General features: G+C 59.0%; 1 tRNA gene. It reads right to left on the reverse strand.

The features are described 5' to 3' along the window. Positions 1–372: 372 nt before the first annotated feature. A tRNA-Leu gene (locus BTW07_RS18945) sits at positions 373–459 on the reverse strand. Positions 460–549 lie beyond the last annotated feature (90 nt).

Below are 549 nucleotides of genomic sequence, written 5' to 3' on the forward strand. Positions count from 1 at the left end.
AGGCGCGTACCGGGCTGGATTTCTTTCCTCGACTGGCCGATCCCGTCGAGCGCCGGCTGGAAGGGCGCGTGGAGACGAACGGTTGGGGGCTGGAAGCGATCTCGACGCGGCCGGGGCGCTATCAGTGATCTCTGGCGTATCGAGCGGGCGCTGGTCGGCAGGAGTCTATCCGCGCAAACGGCGAGAAGGGTGCCGGGAGAGGCGCTCATGGCAGGAGCTGATACGGGATCGGGATGATGAAGAGGATGACGCCGGAAAAAGAGAAACCGTGCGCAAAGAGATCTTGCGAAGAATAGATCGTTGGGCAGTAACCGGCGTTGTGTCAGACAGTCGGTGCTTGTTCGATCGAAATGTTCTGCAGTACATGACACATGGTGCCCAGGAGAGGACTTGAACCTCCACGTCCATAAGGACACTAGCACCTGAAGCTAGCGCGTCTACCAATTCCGCCACCTGGGCGTGTCATGATGCTGAACTTGCTTGGCGACCTGAAGCAGGTCTGGATTGGTGCCCGGAAGAGGACTTGAACCTCCACGTCCATAAGGACAC

Source organism: Salinicola socius (assembly GCF_001937195.1).
Taxonomy (GTDB): Bacteria; Pseudomonadota; Gammaproteobacteria; order Pseudomonadales; family Halomonadaceae; genus Salinicola; species Salinicola socius.